This is a genomic window from Treponema sp. UBA3813, assembly GCA_002368605.1.
Classification (GTDB): Bacteria; Spirochaetota; Spirochaetia; order Treponematales; family Treponemataceae; genus Treponema_D.
In genome coordinates, this window is sequence record DFEB01000038.1 from 72,257 (window position 1) to 91,784 (window position 19,528).

At 44.2% G+C, this 19,528-nt stretch carries 18 protein-coding genes, 4 tRNA genes and 1 other RNA gene; 17 read left to right on the top strand and 6 right to left on the bottom strand.

The window, feature by feature from the left end:
- The first annotated feature begins 119 nt into the window (after positions 1–119).
- Positions 120–1,292, top strand: coding sequence for an alanine racemase (gene alr / locus B2089_RS06800; protein WP_296322337.1), 1,173 nt, complete (start codon positions 120–122; stop codon positions 1,290–1,292).
- Here alr and B2089_RS06805 read toward each other — a convergent pair.
- Positions 1,260–2,708: a bifunctional folylpolyglutamate synthase/dihydrofolate synthase gene (locus tag B2089_RS06805; protein WP_296322334.1), complete on the bottom strand. Its 1,449-nt coding sequence runs from the start codon at positions 2,706–2,708 to the stop codon at positions 1,260–1,262. The two genes, alr and B2089_RS06805, sit on opposite strands and share 33 nt — an antisense overlap.
- A gap of 226 nt (positions 2,709–2,934) precedes the next feature.
- On the opposite strand from B2089_RS06805, the gene trpS reads away from it, so the two are divergent.
- Positions 2,935–4,029, top strand: a complete 1,095-nt coding sequence (gene trpS / locus B2089_RS06810; RefSeq protein ID WP_414717864.1) for a tryptophan--tRNA ligase — start codon at positions 2,935–2,937, stop codon at positions 4,027–4,029.
- Between the two features lie 142 nt (positions 4,030–4,171).
- On the opposite strand, the gene B2089_RS06815 is transcribed toward trpS, so the two are convergent.
- Positions 4,172–4,543 carry a hypothetical protein gene (locus tag B2089_RS06815; protein ID WP_296322331.1) on the bottom strand — a complete coding sequence of 124 codons (372 nt, stop codon included), beginning with the start codon at positions 4,541–4,543 and terminating at the stop codon, positions 4,172–4,174.
- Positions 4,544–4,656: 113 nt separating this feature from the next.
- Here B2089_RS06815 and B2089_RS06820 point away from each other — a divergent pair, with 113 nt between their 5' ends.
- Entirely contained in the window at positions 4,657–5,526 is an 870-nt protein-coding gene (locus B2089_RS06820) for a YicC/YloC family endoribonuclease (protein ID WP_296322329.1), read from the top strand.
- Positions 5,527–5,538: 12 nt separating this feature from the next.
- Positions 5,539–6,096: a (d)CMP kinase gene (gene cmk, locus B2089_RS06825; RefSeq protein ID WP_296322326.1), complete on the top strand. Its 558-nt coding sequence runs from the start codon at positions 5,539–5,541 to the stop codon at positions 6,094–6,096.
- A gap of 199 nt (positions 6,097–6,295) precedes the next feature.
- Here cmk and B2089_RS06830 read toward each other — a convergent pair.
- The 4 genes from B2089_RS06830 to B2089_RS06845 all read right to left on the bottom strand — a co-directional run bounded on the left by B2089_RS06830 (position 6,296) and on the right by B2089_RS06845 (position 8,429).
- Positions 6,296–6,368, bottom strand: a tRNA-Gly gene (locus B2089_RS06830).
- Between the two features lie 5 nt (positions 6,369–6,373).
- Positions 6,374–6,446: transfer RNA gene (locus B2089_RS06835), tRNA-Phe, on the bottom strand.
- Between the two features lie 68 nt (positions 6,447–6,514).
- Entirely contained in the window at positions 6,515–7,921 is a 1,407-nt protein-coding gene (locus B2089_RS06840) for a CCA tRNA nucleotidyltransferase (RefSeq protein WP_414717865.1), read from the bottom strand.
- Positions 7,922–7,934: 13 nt separating this feature from the next.
- Positions 7,935–8,429, bottom strand: a complete 495-nt coding sequence (locus B2089_RS06845; protein WP_296322312.1) for a hypothetical protein — start codon at positions 8,427–8,429, stop codon at positions 7,935–7,937.
- Between the two features lie 86 nt (positions 8,430–8,515).
- On the opposite strand from B2089_RS06845, the gene B2089_RS06850 reads away from it, so the two are divergent.
- From B2089_RS06850 to mreC, 13 genes are all read left to right on the top strand, one after another.
- A complete protein-coding gene (locus B2089_RS06850) occupies positions 8,516–8,893 on the top strand; it encodes a chorismate mutase (protein ID WP_296322309.1) in 378 nt (125 codons plus the stop codon).
- Between the two features lie 93 nt (positions 8,894–8,986).
- Positions 8,987–9,059: transfer RNA gene (locus B2089_RS06855), tRNA-Thr, on the top strand.
- 7 nt (positions 9,060–9,066) lie between these two features.
- Positions 9,067–9,148 (top strand) — tRNA-Tyr (locus B2089_RS06860).
- A gap of 198 nt (positions 9,149–9,346) precedes the next feature.
- On the top strand, positions 9,347–10,285 hold the full coding sequence (locus B2089_RS06865) for an MBL fold metallo-hydrolase (protein WP_296322306.1): 939 nt from the start codon (positions 9,347–9,349) through the stop codon (positions 10,283–10,285).
- The gene (locus B2089_RS06870; RefSeq protein WP_296322300.1) at positions 10,282–10,482 is read left to right on the top strand and encodes a hypothetical protein; all 201 of its coding nucleotides are present in this window, start codon (positions 10,282–10,284) and stop codon (positions 10,480–10,482) included. Before B2089_RS06865 ends, B2089_RS06870 begins: the two co-directional genes overlap by 4 nt.
- Positions 10,479–11,549: an endolytic transglycosylase MltG gene (gene mltG / locus B2089_RS06875; RefSeq protein WP_296322297.1), complete on the top strand. Its 1,071-nt coding sequence runs from the start codon at positions 10,479–10,481 to the stop codon at positions 11,547–11,549. The genes B2089_RS06870 and mltG overlap by 4 nt, the downstream gene beginning before the upstream one ends.
- Before the next feature lie 6 nt (positions 11,550–11,555).
- Complete coding sequence (gene dnaG, locus B2089_RS06880; protein ID WP_296322294.1) at positions 11,556–13,382, top strand: DNA primase; 1,827 nt, start codon at positions 11,556–11,558, stop codon at positions 13,380–13,382.
- The gene (gene rpoD / locus B2089_RS06885; protein WP_296322282.1) at positions 13,360–15,144 is read left to right on the top strand and encodes an RNA polymerase sigma factor RpoD; all 1,785 of its coding nucleotides are present in this window, start codon (positions 13,360–13,362) and stop codon (positions 15,142–15,144) included. Before dnaG ends, rpoD begins: the two co-directional genes overlap by 23 nt.
- Before the next feature lie 126 nt (positions 15,145–15,270).
- Entirely contained in the window at positions 15,271–16,137 is an 867-nt protein-coding gene (locus B2089_RS06890; protein ID WP_296322279.1) for a zinc ribbon domain-containing protein, read from the top strand.
- A gap of 31 nt (positions 16,138–16,168) precedes the next feature.
- An RNA gene (gene rnpB / locus B2089_RS06895) (RNase P RNA component class A) lies at positions 16,169–16,571 on the top strand.
- Between the two features lie 20 nt (positions 16,572–16,591).
- Positions 16,592–17,551 (top strand): tetratricopeptide repeat protein, encoded by a 960-nt coding sequence (locus B2089_RS06900; protein ID WP_296322275.1) that lies wholly within the window; start codon positions 16,592–16,594, stop codon positions 17,549–17,551.
- 28 nt (positions 17,552–17,579) lie between these two features.
- Positions 17,580–18,623, top strand: coding sequence for a rod shape-determining protein (locus tag B2089_RS06905; protein ID WP_296322273.1), 1,044 nt, complete (start codon positions 17,580–17,582; stop codon positions 18,621–18,623).
- Positions 18,624–18,634: 11 nt separating this feature from the next.
- A complete protein-coding gene (gene mreC, locus B2089_RS06910; RefSeq protein WP_296322270.1) occupies positions 18,635–19,519 on the top strand; it encodes a rod shape-determining protein MreC in 885 nt (294 codons plus the stop codon).
- Positions 19,520–19,528: the final 9 nt, after the last annotated feature.

Genomic DNA, 19,528 nt, shown 5'->3' on the forward strand with positions numbered 1-19,528 from the left:
TCAATTACTTTTTAAACTCAGTAAAAAAAAATATAGAATATTATAGAATAAAAGCTAGAATTCTACAAGATAAATACTTCGTTGTTGCACAAAAAAATCCAAGTCAATAGAATGAGAGAATGAGACCAACAATAGCTCGAATTTATCTTGACAATCTGCGGCATAACCTTAACCTTATCCGCTCAAAAATAAAAAAGCCTTCAAAAATGTGCGTGGCAATCAAGGCCGACGCTTACGGTCACGGGGCGGTTCAGTGCGCGAAAGTTGCCCTTGAGTGCGGAGTGGATTATTTTGCCGTCTCCATTATTAACGAAGGAATCCAGTTGCGCGAGGCGGGAATCAAGTGCCCGATTCTCGTTTTAAGCCTTTGCTCGCCAGATGAAATGGACTCTCTCGTTGAGCATGATTTGACACCCCTTGTTTTTGATGAGGAGTATATCACCGGAATAGCCGTTTCCTGCCTCCGTCTTGGAAAAAAAGATTTCCCGGTTCATCTTGCGGTGGACACTGGAATGGGGCGAATCGGCTGTCTGCCGGAAGAATCTGCCTATTACGCCAAGATGATTGAGGACACCAAAGTCTTGAAGCTGGGGGGCATGTGCACTCATTTTTCTGTAGCTGACTCCCTTGATGCCGACGACATTGAGTACACAAAACATCAGTTTGAGCGATTTTTATTTGCCACTGAGCAGGTAAAAAAACTGGGAATCGATCCCGGAATACGTCACTGTGCGAATTCTGCCCTTACTCTCAACAATCCTGAAATGCACTTGGACATGTGCCGGCCAGGAATCATCTGTTACGGCTATTATCCCGGCGATTTAACAAAAGAATATTTTGAATCAAAAAATGAGGACATTGACTTAAAGCCTGTGATGGCTCTTGTCTCAAAAGTCGTGGCAATCCGAAAATTCGGCGTGGGGCATTCTATTTCTTACGGCCGCACATGGACTTCTTCAAGGGAGACTGACATCGGCGTTATTCCTATCGGCTATGATGACGGACTTTTCCGCCGCTTCAACCAGACGAACGATGGCCGGGAGGGCAGTGGCCTTAAAGTTGCAATCGGAGGAAAGCCCTATCCTGTCCGAGGAAGAATCTGCATGGATCAGTGCATGATTGACCTTGGCAAAGAGAGCGATGTAAAGAGATGGGACGACGCGGTAATTTTCGGCCCTGAGAACAGCGGGGCGCTTCAGAGCGCGGAGGAGATTGCCCGCGCTACAAATACGATTTCCTACGAAATCACCTGCGGAATCTCAAAAAGGGTTCCGAGAGTTTACATCGGCTAAAATCTTCTTCACTTCGGCGACGAGATAGAATGAGCCTGTGACAAGGAGCAATGCTTCTTCTTCACGGGCTTTTTTTATCGCCTTTTGAATTTGAAGCTTAAAGTCTTCGTTAAGGTCGTATGAAAGGCCTGCCTGCTCGAAGGCTTCTCCCAGTTTGCCTAAATCCGACTGCTTTACATTTCCCGGCTTGGTGAGGAAAATTTCATCAAATTGATTTTTGAAGAGTGGGGCAATGTCTTTTGCGTCCTTGTCGGCGGCGCAGGCAAAGAGGAGAATCCTGTGGCTAAAGGGCGCGAAGACTTGATTCATCGTTTCCATGGTGAAAGTCACGCTGTTGACCGTGTGAGCCCCGTCCAGCACGATCAGGGGGGGGTCAAGAATCTCAAAGCGGGCAGGGAGTTTTGCTTTTGCCAGCCCTCGCTCGATAACTTCCTCACTAATGGTCGGAAGCACTGTTTTTACGGCTATCGCTGCCAGCGCCGCGTTCTCTGCCTGAAATTTACCCAACAACTGTAAGGTAGTTTTTACAGGCCGAGAGAAGATTTTTGAAGAAAAACTAACGCTCATTAATGGTAAAATGTTTTGATTTTCTAAAGATGTATATTTTTTTATACAATTCTTATGAAAATCTGAATTACCGTTAGTTAAAATTGTATTATTTTTTATACATTCTGTTATGTTTTTTATCTTAAAATCAAGGTTTTCGATTGTGTCTTCTATAAAAATAGCCGTTGCATGCTTTTCGGAGGCTATTTTTTCAAAAACTTTCCGAACGTTCGGCTGTTGTCTGGCAATTACGACGGGCGTGTTTTCCTTTATGATTCCGCCTTTTTCAAAGGCAATTTTTTCAAGAGTGTCGCCCAAAAATTCCGTGTGCTCAAGCTCTATGGGGGTGATAACCGAAACCTTTGGGTTCACGATATTCGTTGAGTCCAGCCTCCCGCCAAGGCCTACTTCAAAAACAGAGTAGTCAACTTTTGCCTGCCGGAAGACTAAAAATGAAAAAAGGGTGACAAGCTCAAACCAGGTGATTGGCCTCTGCCCCGGAAGCTCCTCCTGGCTGATTGACTGAACGCCGTCCATGATTTCCTGAACGGCCCTGTCGTAGGCCTCTTCTTCAAAAGGCCCGTTGGGACTTGAGACCCTCTCGATAAAATCTAGAATATGGGGGGAAGTGTAAAGGCCTGTCTTAAAGCCTGCCTCGTCCAGAATCGAGGCGATAAAGGTTGAGACTGAGCCTTTTCCCTTGCTGCCGGCTACATGGAAACAGGGGGCGAAATTTTCGGGATGACCGAATTTTTCGCAGAAGAAGCGCATGGTGTCCAGCCAGAAAATGTTCTTTTTGGGGGTTTTCTCGAAGTTGAGGTATGAGTCAATCCATGACTCCAGTTTTTGAATGGAAGGGAGTTTTTTCATGATGGAAAATTATAATGATTAGGCTTTCTTTAAGCGAGTGAATTTTATTTTTTTTAGAAAATGCCCGCGCCGCCGTGTAGCACCGCCGAAGGCGTTCCGCAGCGAAGCGGAGGAATGAGGGCTACCGAAGTGCGGAAGGGCGGTGGTCAGTTGATTCGCGCCTGAAAATTCTTATGGATAAAAGCGACCGATTCTGATATAATCCTTGCATTCAGAAGAGGAATTTATGTCAGATACCAACGTAGAATTAGAAACAAATGCAGATAAAATCTTGGCTGAGGCCATGCGCATGAGCGAGAAAATTGAGGCAGACATCGCCGTCAATCCGAAAAAATACCGGGTTTTGACCGGTGACCGACCGACTGGCCGCCTTCACATAGGGCATTATTTCGGCTCGCTCAAAAACCGTGTCCGCCTTTCGAAGCTGGGCGTTCCAACAATGATTTTGATTGCGGATTATCAGGTTTTGACCGACCATGACGCTTTCGACAAAATCAGCCAGAACACAAAAGAGCTTGTAATCGACTATCTTGCGGCCGGAATCGAGCCGGGGGAAAATGTTTGCATTTATCCTCACAGCCATGTTCCTGAGGCCAACCAGCTTATGGTTCCATTCCTCACGCTGGTGACCAAGAGCGACCTTGACCGTAATCCTACCGTAAAGGACGAGATGGCCAAGTCTTCGATTCCCTTGAATGCGGGAATGTACACTTACCCGGTCCATCAGGCCGTTGACATTCTTTTCTGCAAGGGAAATGTTGTTCCCGTTGGAAAAGACCAGCTTCCTCACCTTGAGATTGCCCGCCAGATTGCCAGAAGGTTCAACAACAAGTTCTGCAAGGGAGGCGAGCCGATTTTCCCTGAGCCTCACGCCCTTCTTTCAAAAACACCGATGATTATGGGACTGGACGGAAGCGCAAAGATGTCAAAATCCCTGGGAAACACGATTATGCTCTCTGCCACCGAGGACGAGACGGCAAAGGCTATCAAAAAGGCAAAGACCGACCAGGACAGGCATATTACCTACGACCCGGTAAAGCGGCCTGAAGTCGCGAATCTTTTGCGGATTATTTCCCTCTGCACCGACGAGACCCCGGAGGCTATCGCCGAGAGAATTGGGGATGGCGGCGGCGGAATGCTCAAAAATACCCTCACGGAAGCCTTGAACGAGCATTTGAGGCCATTGCGCGCAAAACGAGCCGAGCTTGAAAAGCAGCCGGAGCTTATCAGGAAAGTGCTTAACGAGGGCGTTGAGAAGGCGAGGGCAATCGCCGAGAAGACCCTGCTTGAAGTGCGCCATGTGATGAACATGGAGATATAGAATTAGAAATTAGGAATGGGCAGTTAGGAATCGGAAGGGGGAAGTGAGTTTTGCTGACCTCGATGAAAATCGAAAGCAAAACTCATTAGCGAAGCGATTCTCCCCCTCCCGATGTCTCAAGTAGCAATTTTTTGGGACTTTTTTATTTCTGGAATTTGATTGTCGTTTCGTAATCAGTGTCGGTCCAGTCCGGGTTTACGGTCATCTTCAAGTCAGTTCCAAGAGAGAGTGGCTTGTTGAATCTGTATGAGCGGTGGGTCTCTGCACAGTCGAATGTGATTGTGGCTCCGCTTGCTCCGCCAGAAAGTTTGAAATTCTGGGTATTAGAGTCTGTGAAAGTGAAGTATGTTTCGCCTGTCACTGAATCAGAGAGAACGATTTTTCCGTCTGCGGCGAAATTCCAGTTTGCGTTGTACTTGGAATCCTGCCATGTTCCGTTGATTTCTCCCAGATCAAGGGCAAATGCCGCGCTTCCGATCGCGGCTATGGCTGCCAAAGTCAAAAGTTTTTTCATAAAAAACACCTCGATGAATAAAATTTAGAATGAAATTGTTGAATCATTCTTAAGAAATAGTTTAACTCAAAAAATTACTTTTATCTATTCTTTTTTTATGCTAGACTGAAAAAATGAACAGCATGACAGGCTACGGGTTCAAGGAATCCGTCGTAGAAAACACACAAATCAGCGTCGAAATCAAGAGCGTCAACAACCGCTTTCTTGATTTGAACATAAATCTTCCTTACTTTCTAAATCCACTTGAAGCAAGGGTGCGGAAGCTGGTTTCAGAGAAAATCGTCCGCGGCAAGGTGGATGTGACAATCCGCGTCAAGGATATGGCCTCAACCGCAAAGGTGACCGCAGACCCTCAGGCGGCGAAAATGTACGCCGAGGCCATCGGTCAGATTGCCCTTGCCCTTGGACGAAGGCCTGAGGATGTCCCCCTTTCGCTTATCGTAGGTCAGGAAGGGGTTCTCAACATCACCCACGACTACGATGCCGACACTTACTGGTCAAAAATCGAGGGCGTTTTTAATGAGGTCTTCGAGAACTTTATAAACGACCGCAAGCGGGAAGGCGAGAACCTTAAAAAAGACCTGCTTTCAAAACTCGATACCCTTGATTCCTGCGCCGCTTTCTTTAAGGAGTGGCAGCCCAAAATGGAAGAGAAGTTCCGGGAGCAGATTACAACGAGATTCAAGGAGCTTCTGGGCGACAGCGTGGACGAAAACCGCATAATGACGGAAGTGGCGGCCATGATGGTAAAGTACACTATCAATGAGGAAATCATCCGCCTTCACAGCCATCTTGCCGCATTGCGCAAGGAGTTCAGCGATAATCCTGTTCCAGGCAAGCGGATTGACTTCATCTGTCAGGAAGCAAACAGGGAAATCAACACAATCGGAAGCAAGAATCAGTTCACGGAAGTGGGAGCCATGGTGGTAAACGCAAAAGATGCCCTGGAAAACATCCGCGAGCAGAGCAAAAATGTGGAATAGAGAGGAGAAATTATGTCTGAATACAATTTGAAAAAAGAGCTTAGGGTGGCTATTTCTGGTAAATCGGGCTGCGGAAACACAACTGTTTCTACAATGCTTGCAGAAAAGCTCGGAATCAAGCTTATAAATTACACTTTCCGCCAGCTTGCGGCAGAAAAGGGGCTTACTCTTGCTCAGGTAATTGAAAACGCAAAGAATGATGACAGCTATGATGTCGCCGTTGATACACATCAGGTTGCCCTTGCTCAGGCCGAGCCTTGCGTTTTGGGCAGCCGGCTTGCAATCTGGATGCTAAAAGAAGCTGATGTGAAGGTTTATCTCATCGCAAGCGACGACACCCGCGCAAAACGAATCCTCAACCGTGAGGGCGGGGACTTGCAGCAAATCAAGAACTTCACGGCGATGCGTGACCGTGAGGACAGCGCGCGCTACATGAAACTTTACAAAATCGACAACAATGAGTACGAATTCGCCGACCTTAAAATCGACACGGCCACCCGTACTCCGGAAGTGATTGTGGAGATGATTCTTGATTATCTTGAAAAGAAGGGCTTTGTCGAAAAAAAATAGGCTTTTCTTAATTAATAAAACGAAAAATTCCGCTGTGAGCGATTTTTTTTACTTTCGCTTATCAGGCGGGATTTTTTTTGCTCTAAGAGTAACGATTTATATTGGTCACATTTTGGTAACACAAGTGGTAACAGAAGAAAAATTTGATTTAAAATAAAAAAAATCCTTGCGGAATATTTTATTATTCTGCAAGGATTTAAGCGGCAGAAGGGAGTCGAACCCTCGTCATCAGCTTGGAAGGCTGAGATAATGAGCCGTTATATGACTGCCGCAAGAATGCCAGCGATTGGAATCGGACCAACGACAGGCAGATTTTCAGTCTGCTGCTCTACCAACTGAGCTACACCGGCATGTTGTCGTGTGACGGTACTTAATATATATCATTGGAGAAAAAATGTCAACAGCCTAAATCGAAAAGTTATGATTTTTTTGCAATATTTTTTGCTACGGTGAGCAATTTTTCTTTTTCGTTCATTTGCGGATCATCAAGCACACACTGGAAAAGCTCGTTTAGAATCGCTCCCAGGCCTTTTCCGGGCTGGATTCCCGCCTGAATCAAGTCCTTTCCGTTTACGGCTAAATCTTTGAGGGAGAGGGCGTTTTCCTGAGACTGGATTTCTTCGACCCGCTTCTGCAGAATTACCAGTTTTTTTACTCCGTCGCTTCCTGGCTCTGGCTTCCTGCGGTATTTTCCGTACATGTCAGCAAGGCGCAAGTCGAACAAGTCATTTAAATATTCAGGCTGAACTTTTACGATGAAACGGCGGATTGCCGCGTCTGACCAGCTTTCCTCAAAATGGAACATGTGGTTTTCCACAAGATGCTCAACCGAGTCGATGACGGCATTGGGAAATTTGAGGCGGGTGAGGATAGGGCGCACGAGCTGTGCTGAGTAGAGTTCGTGGCGGTAAAAGTGAATGATGTCAACAAAAGTTCCTGACCCGGCCGGATATTCCACTTTTTCAATGCTTTTTGCCTGGACTTTTCCTACATCGTGAAAAAGGGCTGAGAGACGCACGGTGAGATTTTCCCTTGGCGCGCCGTCACAAGCGTAGAGATTGTGGTCAAGTACGTCAAAAACATGATAGCTTCGTATATCGGCCTGAGAGCAGTTCCTGCATTCGGTAAGCTCCGGGATGAAGATTTTTAAAATTCCTGTCTCTTCCATGCGGCGCAGGGCGAGGGACGGCTCTTCTGAATGAAGGATTTTCTCGAATTCGTCCCGGAAACGCTCCATGGAGATTGACTTTATCTTTTCCTGAATTTGATTCTCTTTGATTGCCTCGTAGGTCGCTTCTTCGATTTTGAAATTTAACTGACTTGAAAAGCGCAAGGCCCGGATTGGGCGGAGTCCGTCTTCTAAAAAACGCTCCTCTGGCTTTCCGACTGTTCTTATGATTTTTGCCTTTATGTCTTTTTGCCCGTCAAAGGGGTCTATGATTCTGCCGTCTTTTAGGGATGCGGCGATTGCGTTCATCGTAAAATCCCGGCGGGAAAGGTCGTCTTCTAAGGTGGCGTTAAAACTCACGCTGTCCGGGTGTCTGCCGTCGGAGTAGCCTGACTCGCTCCTGAAAGTTGTGGCCTCGATTTCCTTTCCCATGAAATGAATTGTGACCGTTCCGTGGGCGATTCCTGTGGGTATGACGCGGTGAAAAATACGAATCATGTCTTCGGGCTTCGCGTTGGTGGTGATGTCCCAGTCGCTGGCTGGCTTACCTAAAAGCACATCCCTGACGGCTCCGCCGACCAGATAGGCCTCAAATCCCTTTTCTTCAAAAATTTCGTTTACTTTTTTTAGTATTTCAGGAATCGGAATGGATTTCATGTGGCGCATTATATCAGAAATCGATTCCTTCTGAAAGTAAATTTATCGTTAGGGAGAGGATTGAAATTGCAAGGCTTAGGAGAAAAATAAGTGTGTAGCAGATGAGATGGATGATTAGCCTGATTTTTTTGCTTTTGATGGTGTAAAAAACGCACTCTGTGACAGCGGCGAGACTGAAAAAAACAAGAGCTATGGCGTTTAAGGCGATGATTTTTAAAATCATGTTCAGATTTGAATCCAGAAATGTTTGCTTGTTCCCGGTAACGAAAAAAATAATCGTTGCGATAAGTGTGAGTGATAGGAAAACAGTGGCTCGTCGTGTGAGACGAAGTAACGGGGGCAGTCTCCGTGATTTTTTGTGTTGGAAGGTGCCCGGTTCCTTTTGGGCTCTAGGTTTTGTGCTTTCAGGGGCTTTATCATCAGCTTCTGGAATGGATTCAAGTTCTTCGAGATCTTCGGGTTGTTCGAGATTTATGTTTTCTTTTTCTTGTGGATTCTCTTCTCTCATGTTTCTTGAATCGTCCGTGCCAAAAATATATACTTCTTGATATTCTAACAGAAAAATCACTCGTGCAAAAGAGATAGGAGTAGGAAATGTCACAAAGACTTTTTGCGATTCGCGGTGCAACTGGCGCTGAAAATAATGCGGAATCAATCCGGGGTAGTGTCTGCGAAATGTGCCTCAGGCTTTTTAGGGAAAATAATCTTTCCGCAAAGGATTTTGTTTCAATTCAGTTTACGGTGACTGAAGACCTTGATGCGCTCAATCCTGCGGCGGCACTTCGCAAAGGGCAGAGTGACTTTGATGTTTCTTCAATTCCTCTTTTTTGTTCTCAAGAGCCGAAAATTAAGGCATCTCCTGAAAAGATGATTCGCGTTATGATTACGGTTTACATGGACGAAAATGCCATTCCTGTTCCGGTTTATATAAATGGAGGGGAGAGGCTTAGACCTGATTTTGCAAAAAAATAAAAAAAATCAAAAAAAATATATTTTATGTATTGACAATTTTTATCGTTCTAGATAATATTACACACATTCCGAAACACTTCTGTTAGGAAGTTTGCTGCTTTAGCTCAGTTGGTAGAGCACGTGATTTGTAATCTCGGGGTCGTGGGTCCAAGTCCTACAAGCAGCTTAATTTCGGGGAGTTCGCATAGCGGCAATTGCGGCGGACTGTAAATCCGCTCCCTTTCGGGTTCGGGGGTCCGAGTCCCTCACTCCCCAACAGCAAAAAAAACGGTCTTAGCTTCCTAAGGCCGTTTTTTATTTTTAAAATATTTGCTTGAAAATGGGCTGTTTTTCTTGAAATGCTTGCAGTCGGGTGAATTATTTTGACAAAAACAGCATAAAAGGGTTATACTGTAACAGATTTTTCTCGTCGGTTATTAAAATTTTGCTGACAGAACGGGTGGAGCCACATCAGTGAATATAGATTTTTGGGGAGTGCGTGGATCAATTCCGACTCCGTTATCATCGCAACAGGTTCGCACAAAGCTTATCGCGGCTCTTCAGCGTATAAAGCCTGAGGATATACAATCCGATGCCGCAAAAGAAAGTTTTGTCAAGTCTTTGCCATGGTGGATTTCGGGAACTGTCGGTGGAAACACTCCATGTGTAGAGCTTACCCTTAGTAATGGCGAAAAAATTGTTTTTGATGCTGGTTCTGGTATGCGGGTTATGGGTAAGTTTTCTGAGCCCCCGGCTGATAAGCATTATCATCTTTTCATGTCACATTTTCACTGGGATCATATACAAGGTCTTCCGTTTTTTGATTCAATATACAATCCTAATATAGTTATTGAGGTTTATTCGCCATTTCCTAAAATGAAAGATTACTTAAAAAGTCAAATGGTGGCTCCTTTTTATCCTGTTGATTTCTCGGCTGTCGAAAAGCATTTCGTTTTTCACCATATTGTTCCGGGGCAATTTATAAAAATCGGTGATGCGTTGGTTTCTTGTACGAAAATGTCTCATCCTGGGGATTCTTACAGTTATGCTGTTATTGAGGGTGGCAAAAAATTTGTTTATGCGACAGATGTTGAGCTCGGTACTAAGGATTTTGTTTCTGGTGAAGAGCGAGGTTCCGTCTTTGAGGGCGCGGATATCATGCTCATAGATTCTCAGTATACTGTGGAAGAGGCTCTTCGTAAGGCGAATTGGGGGCATTCTGCTTTTTGCTATGCAATTGATTTTGCGGTGGCATGGAAAATTAAAAAAATGTACATGTTTCATCATGAGCCAACCTATGATGACCGCAAACTTAATACTATTCTTGAATCTGCCCGATGGTATGCTAATTATATTTCAGATGAATCCTTGGAAATCGATATAGCCCGCGAGGGTTTTGGACTTACATTATGACGAATGATTCTTTTTCAGAAAAAACTTCTCTTTCGCTTGATTATCATTTCAACGAAAGTGAGATAAAAATTCTTGCCCGCCTGCTTCGTAATAATCAGGAGCAAATTCCAGATGCACTTCTTGATTTTTCGATGAAGATTGAGCGTGCGATTTACAATTCCATGTCTATAGACGAGGCTGAAGCATTCTACTCATGAAAAAAACTAAACATAAAAAAAATACTTTTTTATCTTTTCTTCTTTCCTGTTTTGGTTGCGTGCTGCTTGCTTTTCTCGCTTGTGTCCTTGCCTTTCGTGTTTCGATTTCAGCTCCCGATTCTAAAAACGAGGCAAAAGAGGTGCGGGTTGAGATTCCGTCTGGCGCAAGTGTCGCAAAAATAGCGGAAATCCTTGCTGATAATGGTCTTATTCGCTCTGATCGTGCCTTTTATATTGCGGCTCGTTTTCCTATGCTTTCCTTTCGCAAGGAGAGTCCGCTTCTTCAGTCTGGTTATTACAGCCTTAATTCCTCAATGAATGCTTATCAGATTATGGGGATCCTTGAGTCTGGACTGCAAGATTCTGTTAAGGTTGCCGTTCCAGAAGGATTTACAATCCGAAAAATTGCCGCTCTTCTTGAAAAAAATGAAATTTGCTCTGCGGAAGATTTTATTGAGGCTTGTCATAATCAGGTTTTGTTGGAGAAATACAAAATTCCGTCTCATTCCTTTGAGGGGTTTTTGTTTCCTGACACTTATTTCTTTGCTCCAAAGATGGGAGCCGAGAAGGTTCTTCTGCTTATGGTCGAAGCTTTTTTTGATCGGATTTCAGAAATCCCTTATTTTACTGATAAATCGCCTTCTCAGTTTTATGAGACGCTGGTTCTTGCCTCTATTGTTGAACGGGAATATCGTGTTGCCGATGAGGCGCCTCTGATTGCAAGTGTATTCAGAAATCGGATTGATGCTGGTGTTGGTTTGTATTCATGCGCTACAATCGAATATATCATTACGGAGATTCAGGGGAAGCCTCATCCTGATGTGATTACCTATGATGATTTGAAAATCGACAGCCCCTACAACACTTACAAATGGGCGGCCCTTCCTCCGTCGCCAATCTCAAATCCTGGGCTTGTCGCCCTTAATGCGGCCGCAAATCCTCCTGAGACAGAATATTTTTACTTTACGCTTACGGACGCTGGGGCTGGAAGTCATACTTTTTCAAAATCCTTTAATGCCCATGTAAAGGCTGGCACTCAGTTCAAGACGAAAAAATCGGGGAATTAAGAGCGCATGGATGGAATCATATCTCAGGAGACTAAAGACGCTGTTCTTTCTGCGGCGGACATTGTTTCCGTGGTGAGCGATTATGTTCAGCTTGAGAACCGCGGAAATCAGTGGTGGGGCTGTTGTCCTTTTCATCATGAGAAAACTCCATCTTTCTCCGTTACCCCCGACAAAAATATGTATTACTGTTTTGGCTGTCATGAGGGAGGGGATGCGATAAAATTCGTCATGGAAATGGAAAAAATCCGTTTTCCAGAGGCGCTTAAACTGCTTGCCCGAAAATTTGGCGTTGAGGTAAGGTATTCAAATAATTTTGTTCCTGGTGCCGAAAAGCCTGATAATTCAAAAGAACTCTACATCGATTTGTATAACCGTGTAGCTGATATGTTTCATTACGGGCTGGTAAAAACCGAGGCCGGAAAATTCGCTCTGGATTACATAACCAAGCGTGGAATCTCAATGGAGACAATCGAGAAATTTAAGCTGGGCTATTCTCCTGCTGACCGCCAATGGCTCAAGAAATTCCTCAAAAGCAAGAATTTCAGCGATGAATTTTTGGCAAATTCAGGTCTTTTCAGTAAAAAATACCCGGATATAGCTTTTTTCTCTGACAGGCTTATGTTCCCGATTTTTGACAGGCGGGGGCAGGCGGTGGCTTTCGGCGGCCGTTTTTTGCGGGGAGATCCTGAAAAATCCCCCAAATACCTTAACTCAGGCGATTTGATTCAGTATAAAAAAGGCGAGACCCTTTATGCCTTCAATTTTGCGAAAAATGCTATCCGAGAAAACAAAAAGGTTATTTTTTGCGAGGGCTACATGGATTGCGTCGCTTATCACCAGTGCGGAATCAATTATGCCGTCGCTCCTTTGGGAACGGCCCTTACCGATGATCAGATTAAGCTTGTCCGGGGCTTTGCTGACACGATTCTCCTTTCCTTTGATTCTGACGGGGCAGGGCAGGCTGCGACTCAGCGGGCGATTCTCATGTGCAGGCGGCAGGGTCTTACGGTTAAAATAATCCGCCTTCATAATGCTAAAGATCCTGCGGAAATTATGGTAAATTTCGGGGCGGAAACCTTGACAAATGAAGTAAATAACGCTATATTAGATAGTGATTATCTGTTGAGTTTTCTGTCGCAAAAGTACCAGAAGGATACTCCAGAGGGAAAATCCAAGTTCGCACTTGAATTTTTCCCGTATATTGATGCGCTACAGACCGACATACAGAAGGAATCAAGTCTGGTTCTCTTGGGACAGACGCTAAACATCTCCCTTGAGGCAATAAAAAGGGATTTCAATAATCGTGAAGATGTAAAAAAACGCACTCTCAATACACCAACGGAAAGCCGTGCGCCGGTTCAGGATCAGGTTGTAGTAAACGCTGAATTCCGCGCAGTCCTGGCAGTTTTGTCCGATACCAATCAGTTTGAGCTGATGCAGAGCCGTTTGACAGAAAGCGATTTCGAAAATCCGAGCGCAAGAACTTTGTTCTTGATTCTGAAGGAGTGTTACAAGGCGGGAGATTTGTCTTTTGTTTCGGTGCTCAGTCATTGTGAACATGATGGCATAAAACAAAAAATCACTGAGTCTGTTTCCAAAGGGGAATTTTCTCAGTATACGGCGCAGTCTGTTGCGGACAGCATTGAATGGCTTGAGATGCAGAGTCTTGAGCGGAAGAAAAAATCCATCCTTGAACAAATGGGCGTATTGCAGTCGCAGTTAAGCCTTCCTGCAAACCAAGAATTGATGACAAAGCTTTTTGAAGAAAAAAAACGCATTGACGAAAAACTAAATAAAAAAGGACTGGAATATGGATCAGGAGTTGGATCCTAAAGTTGCGAAACTTTTAGAATATGCGAAAGATAAGCAGATTGTTTCCTGGGATGAAATCAACGAAATCTTGGGACAGGATTTTGTTAATTCCCCGAAAATGGAAGATGTGCTTCAACTTTTAACCCAGAGCAACATTCAGGTCATGGAAGAGGACACTGACCTTGACGATGATGCTGATGCCGATGAGGATGATCTTCTTGATGACGAAGATGATGTCGGAGGCGTTGGTGAGAGTGAGGATGAACTTGCGGCAACTCGTCTTGTTAACGGTGACAAAGATTCAAATGTAGATGATCCTATCCGTTTGTATTTGCGGGAAATCGGCAAAGAAAAGCTTCTTACGGCAGAGCAGGAAGTTACATACTCAAAACAGATGGAAGACGGCGAGAATATCATTAAGGATGTTATTAAAAAATCCGGCATGATGATTCCTGAATTCTTCGCAATCTGCCAGAAAGCATTTGCTAAAATCGATCCCCATGAGCCCGGAAAAGCCCGTAAGGAAATAAACGAGGCTCAGGCGGAAAAGCGTCGTCTTAAAAGCTGTTATGGTGAGAATCTTAAGGCTTGCAAAGAGAATATGAAAGTCTACATGAATCTCAAAAAACAGCTTTTTGAAGCAAATCAGTCTCGCGAAATCTTTAATAATGAGCAGATTATCGAACTTCGGACAAAAATTCTGCCTGAATTGCAGAAAATTGACATTCAATCTGAAGAAATCGAAAAATTCAGCGCAAAATTTGTTGAGGCTACTCAGAAAATCGGCGAGTACCGTCACAAGCAGGAGCATAAGATGCGGGAGCTTCGCATTTCAAGTCCTGCTGAACTCCGAAGCCTTGGTCGTCGCCTTGCCATTCACTCTGAGGCTGTCAAGCTTGAGAATGAGTTGGGGCTTTCAAGTGATGAGATTCGCGATATTTACACGCAGATTCAGAAGATAGATCGCAAGCTTCGCCGCATGGAGTACGATTTCGAGAATAATGTCGAAGAAATCCTTTCTATGGCAGATGAAATTGAGCGCGGTCGAAAAATGCTTGAAAAGGCAAAGAATAAGCTTATCAACGCTAACTTGCGACTGGTAGTTTCCATTGCCAAAAAATACACCAACCGAGGTTTGCAGTTCTTTGATCTTGTTCAGGAAGGCAATATCGGTCTTATCAAGGCTGTCGAGAAATTTGAGTACCGTAAGGGCTATAAATTCTCGACATACGCTACATGGTGGATTCGTCAGGCAATCACTCGTTCAATCTCGGATCAGGCGCGGACTATCCGCGTTCCTGTTCACATGATTGAACAGATTAACAAAGTCGTGCGGGAAGGCCGTCAGCTTATGCAGAAGCTTGGTCGGGAGCCTACCGACGAAGAAATTGCACAGCAGCTGGGTTGGCCGGTTACCCGTGTCAAGCAGGTTAAGAATGTTGCCCGTGAGCCAATTTCCCTTGAAACTCCAATCGGTGAAGAGGAAGATTCTCAGCTGGGAGATTTCATCGAGGACAAAGATGTGGAAAATCCGGCAAATCAGACCGCATACACGCTTTTGCAGGAACAGCTCAGAACCGTGCTTAATACATTGCCGTCTCGTGAGCAGGAGGTTCTGAAAATGCGTTTTGGTCTTGAGGATGGATACAGCCTTACACTGGAAGAGGTTGGTTTGTATTTCAATGTTACCAGAGAGCGAATCCGACAGATTGAGGCGAAGGCTTTGCGTCGGCTCCGACATCCTCGTCGTGCCAGCGGGCTTCGTGACTACATCGAAATGTAATAAAAATCGAAAAATAGCCGTTGTCTAATAGACATAAACGGCTATTTTTTATATAATTTTGCGATAAAATAATCGGGAATTCTCTTTTCTTTGGTGATTTTCCGAGTTTTTTGAGGTCTTTTGATTATGGAAATGACAGAAGTTTTTGACAAACTTAAATCGTTGCAGGATGTTTTGGTCGAAAAATATGACTTGGAAAAGAAAATCGAGTCTTCTCCAAAGCAGCTTGATTCACAGGATGAGCTTCTTGCTCGTCTCAAAAAAGAATATATCGAAAAAAATAAAAGCTATGAAGAAGTAAAGGCTGAAGTTGAAAAACTTAAGCAGGAACTTTCTGCAGCCGAGGCTTCTCGTGAGTCAGGTGAAAAGGATATGGACAATATCACTTCTCATCGTGAGTACGAGGCTTTGGATAAGCAGATTTCTGAAGCCACCGAAAAAGAAGCTTCTGTCCGAAAAGATTTGCAGCGCGAAGAGAAAAAACTTGCTGAACTTGACGAATCTCTTAAGGCTGACGAGGCAATGATTTCTTCTCAGGAAAATGATTTGAATGAGAGCAAGGCTGCTCTTTCTGATCAGATTCAGAGCTATAAAAATCAGCTTGAGAGTCTTAAAAAACAAGAAGATGAAATTATTCCTGGTCTCAATCAGGAAATTGTCTATAAATTCCAGCGTATTATTCAGCGCAACTCTGAGGGTATTGTTGCCGTTCGAAATGGTGTTTGCACAGGTTGTCAGATGATTCTTCCTGGTCAGTTTGCGAACGAAGTTCGTGACGGTGAGAAGATTCTCTTCTGTCCCTATTGTTCTCGAATCCTCTTCTATCAGGAAGTCAACGAAGAAGAAGCAGAGGATTACTCAACACTTGAAGAAACTGGAAGCCTTGCTGACTTCGAAGACGAATTCGCAGATGAGCGTGACGAGGACGAAGTTGAAGATGGCGAGAACGAGAACAATCTCGATGACGAAAAGTCAATGGCATTCGACGAGTAATCGTTGTTCTGCTTAAATCAACGGTAAATTGCAGAAAAGATATAACCGTGCCTGCCTTGTTCATGATAGCAATGGCGGGTGAGGAAAGTCCGGGCTCCACCGGAAAAAACGCCGGGTAATAACCGGGCAGAATAGGGAACTTGTTCTTTGATTGAGCATAAGCCTTTTTTCTGACAGAAAGTGCCACAGAAAACAAACCGCCTTCGGGTAAGGGTGAAAGGGTGCGGTAAGAGCGCACCGCGTTTCTGGCAACGGAAACGGCAGGGCAAACCTCGTTTGGAGCAAGGTCAAGCAGCGGTCAGGTTTTCCGGACTAATGGCCGCGGGTAGGCTGCTAAAGGCTTCTGGTGACAGAAGTTTCGGATAGATGGTTATGCGTGCTTTTCTTTTTTGAAAAGTACAAGACAGAACCCGGCTTATTGTCTTTTCTGTTTTTTTTATAATGCGGTGGGGAAATGAAATTAAAGGCTTTGCAAACACGAGAAATTGTCAAACGAAAAAGTCAGTTTTTAAAAAAACTTGCGATTTTCGCTTGTCTTGCAGCCCTTGTCTCTGCTGGAATTTTCTTTGCCTGGCGCTTAATCGATTCAAAAATCAATAACGGAAACTCTTTTATTAATCTCAAGTCAAAATGGAAAGTGTATGATTATCAGGGTGTATATGATATAAGCTCTGCTATTTTATATAAATCACCGTTTAATACCAAAGCGCGCACTTACAACGGCTATGCATCTTTTTTTCTTGCGGTTTCGCAAAGTGATGTTGTGCAGTCTCTTTCTTATATCGATGAGTCAATAAATTCTCTCAGAATTGCCTTGCAGGGGGCTAGGTTTGGAGCTGTCGCGCAAATTGAATATATGCTTGGCAAGGCTTATTTTTACAAGGACTTGCATTCTTCTTATTATTATTACGCTGACTTGGCCATTGATTATCTTTTAAAAGCGAAAAAACACGGCTACAAGGCCGATGACATTCCTGAATTGCTCGGACTTAGCTATGCTTCTCTGGGAATGACCATGGAGAGTATTTCTGCTTTTACTGAGGCTCTTTTGGTTCGGGAATCGGACATTCTTCTTCTTTCGATTGCTGAGCAATATCACAATGTCGGGCAGGATAATGCCGCAGAGCAGTATTTGTTTCGTATTTCCCAAGAGTGCAAGGATGAGCAGATTATCTTGAAAAGCCATCTTTTGATGGGGAATATATACCTTGAGCGCGAACAATTCGATGATGCCGAAAAAGAATTTAATTTTATTTTGGAAAAAAATGAAAATTCTGCTGACGCATACTACGGATTGGGTGTAATATATGAGAGTCGGGGAGAGGCTGCAAAAGCTCGTGCTGAATGGCGAAAAGCCTTGCGTATTCAGAATAATCACCCGCTCGCATTGAAAAAAATGTCAGAATATAAGTAAGATATATAAAAGTTTGGGAGGACTTTTTATGGGATTTTTGGACCGATTTTCAACGGACATTGGTATTGATTTGGGTACCTGTAATACATTGATTTATGTACGCGGCAAAGGAATTGTAGTTGACGAGCCGTCTGTTGTTGCTGTCGAAAAAGGAACAAAGCATGTCTGGGCTGTCGGTGCCGAGGCAAAAAGAATGCTCTGGAAGACTCCGGGCAATATTGAGGCTATTCGCCCGCTGGCAGATGGCGTCATCGCTGACATCGATTCATGTGAAAAAATGATTAAATACTTTATCTCTAAAGTCATTTCCCGTCATCAGCTTTTTAAGTCTACCCGAATGAAAATCGGAATTCCTTCATGCATTACTCAGGTTGAGCGCCGTGCTGTCATTGAAACGGCTCTCAAAGCCGGTGCAAAGGAAGTCGATGTAATCGAAGAGTCTCTTGCCGCCGCTATTGGTGCGCAGATTCCGATCAATGAGCCTGCTGGTCACATGATTTGTGATATCGGCGGTGGAACGACCGAGGTTTCTGTCATCTCTTTGGGCGGCATGGTCGTAACCAAGGCAATCCGTGTCGGCGGAGATAAATTCGATGAGGCGATTATGAAATATGTCCTCAATGTTCATAACCTCCGTATTGGTCAGCAGACTGCAGAACGGCTGAAGATTCAGATTGGAAACGCCCTTCAGGATAAAGACAAGGCAATCGAAAAGATGGAGGTTCGCGGTAACGATGCGATTACAGGCCTTCCTCGCCGTCTTGAAATTGACAGCGTTGAGGTTCGTGAGGCTCTCAAATCAACCGTAAATGAAATCGTCGAGCTTATCAAAGTAACTTTGGGTGAGACTCCTTCAGAACTTGCGGCTGATATCGTTGAGCGTGGTATCGTTATGTCTGGTGGCGGAAGTATGCTCAAGGGCTTGCCGAAACTTATCTCAAAAGAAACTGGCGTTCCTGTCATTCTTGTTGAAAAACCGCTTGAGTGCGTGGCTCTTGGTGCTGGTCAGGCATTCGATTTGTTCAAGGATATGTCTACTGACCGTGCTATTTACGACAATCTCAATGACTAAGTAGATTTTTCATGGCTTCGTCTAAACATTCCTTTCGATTCGGGTTATCAGAGCTTCTTCTCATTATTTTTCTGGCATTTTCTGGCATTAATTTGGCCTTTCATTCAGGTGGATTTGTCGTAAATTTCCAAAGCCTTGGGTTTACGGTATTTTCATCACTTCAGAAAGGTGTAAATGCGCTTGTCACTGGCATTGGAAATACATTCAATGCCGTGCATGAGCTTTCCAGATTGCGTGAGGAGAACCGTGAACTTACCGAGCGTCTCAAGAATTATGAAATTCTGCAACGGGCAAACACTGATATCCGCAAAGAAAACGAAAGGCTTAAAGAGCAGCTTGATTTTTCCCTCACCTTTGAAGAAAAAAACTATCCTGCGAGGATTATTTCCCGAAATCCCGACAGTTTGTATTCTGCCTTTACGATTAACAAGGGAAGCCGTCATGGAATCAAAAAGAATATGCCTGTTCTCGCTGTGCAGGGTGGAATCGTAGGTTTGGTTGGAAAAGTCGTGACGGTGGGAAGCCTTACGAGTCTTGTCATGCCGATTTATGATTCCAAGTGCTCCGTTTCTGCGAGAATTCAAAATACTCGTGATATTGGTATCGTAACCGGTGACGGCTCGGCTGATATTCCGCTTAATATGAGTTATATCAAAAAGCGTGTCCTTGATGAACTTCAGATTGGTGATTTAATTGTGACGAGCGGCGAGGGAGGAAATTATATCGCTGACATTCCTATCGGCTCCATTTCTGAAATTCGGGTTCTTGAGTATGATTCCTCATTGAATATTAAAGTAGCTCCTGTTATTGATTTTTCTCGAATAGAGATGGTCATCGTTTCTGACAGAATTGAATTGAATCCGGCTCTTGTCTCCCAGATTGAGCAGGTGAAGTAGGAGGAGAGG

What these genes read in the sequence shown, in the direction of transcription:
- alr (WP_296322337.1), top strand. Translation starts at nt 120, where the DNA reads ATGAGACCAACAATAGCTCGAATTTATCTTGACAATCTGCGGCATAAC.
- B2089_RS06805 (WP_296322334.1), bottom strand. Translation starts at nt 2,708, where the DNA reads ATGAAAAAACTCCCTTCCATTCAAAAACTGGAGTCATGGATTGACTCA.
- trpS (WP_414717864.1), top strand. Translation starts at nt 2,935, where the DNA reads ATGTCAGATACCAACGTAGAATTAGAAACAAATGCAGATAAAATCTTG.
- B2089_RS06815 (WP_296322331.1), bottom strand. Translation starts at nt 4,543, where the DNA reads ATGAAAAAACTTTTGACTTTGGCAGCCATAGCCGCGATCGGAAGCGCG.
- B2089_RS06820 (WP_296322329.1), top strand. Translation starts at nt 4,657, where the DNA reads ATGAACAGCATGACAGGCTACGGGTTCAAGGAATCCGTCGTAGAAAAC.
- cmk (WP_296322326.1), top strand. Translation starts at nt 5,539, where the DNA reads ATGTCTGAATACAATTTGAAAAAAGAGCTTAGGGTGGCTATTTCTGGT.
- B2089_RS06840 (WP_414717865.1), bottom strand. Translation starts at nt 7,921, where the DNA reads ATGAAATCCATTCCGATTCCTGAAATACTAAAAAAAGTAAACGAAATT.
- B2089_RS06845 (WP_296322312.1), bottom strand. Translation starts at nt 8,429, where the DNA reads ATGAGAGAAGAGAATCCACAAGAAAAAGAAAACATAAATCTCGAACAA.
- B2089_RS06850 (WP_296322309.1), top strand. Translation starts at nt 8,516, where the DNA reads ATGTCACAAAGACTTTTTGCGATTCGCGGTGCAACTGGCGCTGAAAAT.
- B2089_RS06870 (WP_296322300.1), top strand. Translation starts at nt 10,282, where the DNA reads ATGACGAATGATTCTTTTTCAGAAAAAACTTCTCTTTCGCTTGATTAT.
- mltG (WP_296322297.1), top strand. Translation starts at nt 10,479, where the DNA reads ATGAAAAAAACTAAACATAAAAAAAATACTTTTTTATCTTTTCTTCTT.
- dnaG (WP_296322294.1), top strand. Translation starts at nt 11,556, where the DNA reads ATGGATGGAATCATATCTCAGGAGACTAAAGACGCTGTTCTTTCTGCG.
- rpoD (WP_296322282.1), top strand. Translation starts at nt 13,360, where the DNA reads ATGGATCAGGAGTTGGATCCTAAAGTTGCGAAACTTTTAGAATATGCG.
- B2089_RS06890 (WP_296322279.1), top strand. Translation starts at nt 15,271, where the DNA reads ATGGAAATGACAGAAGTTTTTGACAAACTTAAATCGTTGCAGGATGTT.
- B2089_RS06900 (WP_296322275.1), top strand. Translation starts at nt 16,592, where the DNA reads ATGAAATTAAAGGCTTTGCAAACACGAGAAATTGTCAAACGAAAAAGT.
- B2089_RS06905 (WP_296322273.1), top strand. Translation starts at nt 17,580, where the DNA reads ATGGGATTTTTGGACCGATTTTCAACGGACATTGGTATTGATTTGGGT.
- mreC (WP_296322270.1), top strand. Translation starts at nt 18,635, where the DNA reads ATGGCTTCGTCTAAACATTCCTTTCGATTCGGGTTATCAGAGCTTCTT.